This window comes from Streptomyces sp. NPDC058307, from assembly GCF_042880295.1.
GTDB lineage: Bacteria > Actinomycetota > Actinomycetes > Streptomycetales > Streptomycetaceae > Streptomyces.
In genome coordinates, this window is record NZ_JBHVYZ010000143.1 from 1 (window position 1) to 3,886 (window position 3,886).

1 protein-coding gene is annotated in these 3,886 nt (G+C 70.8%); it reads right to left on the bottom strand.

The features are described from left to right. On the bottom strand, positions 1 to 3,866 hold a 3,866-nt coding region (locus tag ACFVYN_RS41095), incomplete at its 3' end, for an amino acid adenylation domain-containing protein (protein WP_390007975.1). Between the last annotated feature and the right edge of the window lie 20 nt (positions 3,867 to 3,886).

A 3,886-nucleotide genomic window follows, 5' to 3' on the forward strand; every position in this document is an offset into this window, starting at 1 on the left:
TCGGCCGGGGCCAGCGCATCGACCGTGAGCCAGATCCCCTCACCCACGTCATCGACCGACACCGTCAGCGGATAGTTGGTGCGCTCCTCCATGAGCAGCGTCCTGATGCCCTCGACCCGCTCCTTGGTGGCCTCCCGGCTGTTCTGGGCCGCGCGCTGGTCGGCGTTGTGCCGGTAGTTGAAGAGGGAGGTGAACAGCGGGGTGTTGGCCGGCACCCCACTGGCCTTCTGCGCCAGTGCCAGCGGAGCGTGCTCGTGTTCGAGCAGCGCGGCCAGCTGACCACGCATCCCCGACACCGCCTCCAGCACGCCGGTCTCGGCCAACTCCACCCGCACCGGCAACGTGTTGATGAAGGGGCCGACGACTCGGTCCGCGCCGGCGCCGGCGTTCATCCGCCCGAACAGCACCGTCCCGAACACCACATCCGCTCGCCCGGCCACCGCTCCCAACACCCGCGCCCACGCCACGTGGAACAACGTCGCCGGGCTCACTCCAAGACGCCGCGCCAAGCCTCGCACCGCGGCCACCACCGGGGCCCGCACCGGCAGCTGCGCCCGCACCGCACCCACACCATCACCATGCACATCCACCAGCCCGTACGGCGCCGTCGGCTCCACCACATCACCCAACAACCCCGCGAAATACCGCTCATGCTCCGCCCGCTCCACCCCACCCCGCGCCTGCGCCACGAAATCCCGGAACGGCAACGGCCGGGCCAACTCCCCACCACGCCCCGCCAGAATCGCCCGCACTTCTCCCAGCAGCACGTCCATGGCCGTGTGGTCGCGAACCATCTGGTGGATACGGAGAGACGCCAGCCAGCGGCCGTCGCCCTCTGGATGCGCGGCAACGTGCAGGTCCAACAGGGGTGCCCGGGTCACATCCATCGTCGCCCCCGCCGCCCGCAACAGCTGCTGCACGGGATCCGGTCCCGACTCCAGCGCCACCTCGCGCACCGGCAGCACCGCCGCACGCGCCACCACCTGCACCGGCTCCCGCAACCCCTCCCACACCACCGCCGTGCGGTAGATGTCATGCCGGTCCACCACCTGCTGCAACGCAGCTGCAAACCCGCTCAGCCGGGCACGCGAGTCGAACTCCAGGACCACCGGCATGACATAGACATCTCGTGCGCCTGCGTCTGTCATCAGGTGGTGGAAGAGGATGCCCTCCTGCAGGGGCGCCAGCGGATAGATGTCCGCGACATTGCCCGCCCCGCCGTCGACCGTGGCGACCACGGTGTCGATCTCGTCCTCGTCCAGTTCCACCAGCGGCAGCATCTCCGGAGTGATCATCTCCGTACCCACCGGGATACGGTTCTCCGGCACCACCACCTGCTCCGCGCCCGCCGCAGCCGCCAGGCTGGCCACCGTCGGCGTCTCGAAGAGCGTCCGTACGGAGAGCGAGACGCCACGCGGCCGCAGCCACTCCACCAGGCGTACGGCGAGCAGGGAGTGCCCGCCGAGTTCGAAGAAGTCGTCGTCGACACTCACCGTCGGCACTCCGAGAACCTCCGCGAACGCGGCGCACAGTATCTCCTCCTGCGCCGTGCTCGGACCGCGGCCACCGATGGTGACCGTGCCCGCGTGATCCGGTGCCGGCAGGGCCCTGCGATCCAGCTTGCCGTTGCCGGTCAGAGGCACTGCATCGAGCACCACCACCGCCGACGGCACCATGTGCTCGGGCAACCGCTCGCCCGCGTACCGGCGCACCAGCGCCGGCAGACCTTCGCCACCGTCCTGGTCCTCGGGGACGACGTAGGCGACCAGGCGCCGGTCGCCGGGGGTGTCCTCGCGGGCGATCACGGCCGCCTGGCGTACGGCGGGGTGCGCGGCGACGACCGTCTGCACCTCACCCGGCTCGATCCGGAACCCCCGGATCTTCACCTGCTCATCCGCCCGCCCCGCGAACACCAGCTGCCCATCAGCCATCCAGCGCACCCGGTCCCCGGTGCGATACATCCGCTCACCGATGACGAACGGGCACGCCACAAACCGCTCCGCGGACAGCCCCGCCCGGCCCACATAGCCACGGGCCAGCTGTGCCCCGGCGACGTACAACTCGCCGTTCGTGCCCGGCGCCACCGGCCGCAGTCGTTCATCCAGCACGTACGCCCGCGTATTGCCCACCGGCCTTCCCAGCGGCACCACCCCGTCGGCCACCACCTCGGCCGTCAGCCGGCCGGTGACCACTCCGATCGTGGTCTCGGTCGGGCCGTAGTGGTTGAACACCGCCCGCTCGCCCGCGGCCGCCAGCAGCCCGTCCATCCAGGCAGGAGACGCCGCCTCCCCGCCCAGGACCAGCGCCCGCTGCGGCAGCACCCTTCCCAGCCCGCCGACCCCGCCGAGTGCCGCCAGATGCGAGGGCACGGCCTTCAGGTGGTCGATGCGATGCGCCGCCAGGTACGCGGCCACCGCCGTCGCATCCACCGCCGCCTCGGCGGGCAGCACATGCAACTCGCCGCCTGTGGTCAGGCAGCCGAACACGACGGTGTTACCCAGGTCCGTCGCCTGTCCCTGCAGGACCGCATACCGTGCGCCCGGCCGGCCGAGATCCAGCTCGCCCGGCACACATGCCACGTAGTTGGTCAGTCCGCGGTGGGTCACAGCCACGCCCTTGGGCCGGCCCGTCGAACCCGATGTGTAGATGACGTACGCCAGTTGCTCCGGCGCCACCGGGACCGCCGGCGGCGTGGTCGGCAGCATCGCCAGCGCCGCGCGCGTCGCCGCAGCATCCACCTCCACCGTCACCAGCCGCCCCACCGGCAGCTCCTCCAGCAGTTCCTCCGTGCCCACCAGCACCGCCGCCCGGCTGTCGGCCAACATGAACGCGATCCGCTCAGCCGGATACTCCGGATCGACCGGCACGTACGCCGCCCCCGCCTTCCACACCCCCAAGATCGCCACAATCATGTCCACCCCGCGCGGCAGACACAGCCCCACCACCGATTCCGCCCCCACACCGCGACCGATCAGCGCATGCGCCAGCTGATTCGCCCGCGCATCCAACTCGGCATACGTCAGCTCGACCCCCTCGCAAACCACCGCCACCGCACCCGGAGCCCGTCCCACCTGCGCCTCGAACAACCCCGCCACCGACACCGGCGCGACATCCACGCCCGTGTCGTTCCACTGGCCCAACACCCGCCTGCGCTCACCCGGCTCGAGTACGGGCACCGTACTCACCCGGGTATCGAGATCATCCGCCAGCGCCTCGAGGACTCGTGTCCAGCGCTCCGCGATCCGCTCGACCGACTCGGCGTCGAACACGTCGGCCGCGCCCGTGAGCGAACCCAGGAGGCCTGCGGGCCGGCCTTCGCTGTCGAAGACCTCGCCGATCAGCAGGTCGAGGTCGAACTTCGCCAACGGCGATCCCGCCGCCATGCCCTTGACCTGTACGCTCGGCAGGTCGACGCCGCCGGTGTTCTGGAAGGTGAGTACGACCTGGAACAACGGGTGCCGGGCCAGCGACCGGGCCGGTGCCAGTTCCTCCACCAGCCGCTCGAACGGCACGTCCTGATGCGCGAAGGCGGCCAGACTCGTCTCCCGCACCCGCTCCAGCACCTGCCCCAGCGTGGGATCGCCGGACAAGTCGGTCCGTACGACCAGGGTGTTCACGAAGCATCCGACGAGATCGTCCAAGGCCTCGTCGGTCCGCCCGGCGATGGCCGACCCGACGGGAATGTCGTCACCCGCGCCCAGCCGCGACAGCAGTACGGCCAGACCCGCCTGCAACACCATGTACAGGGTTACGCCCTGCTCCCGCGCCCGCTCCACCAGCCTCTGATGCAGCCCACCGGGGATCTGAAGGGACACCGCCGTACCGCGGTGGCTGGCCATGGCAGGACGCGGCCGGTCGAACGGCAATGCCAGCTCCTCCGGCGCCC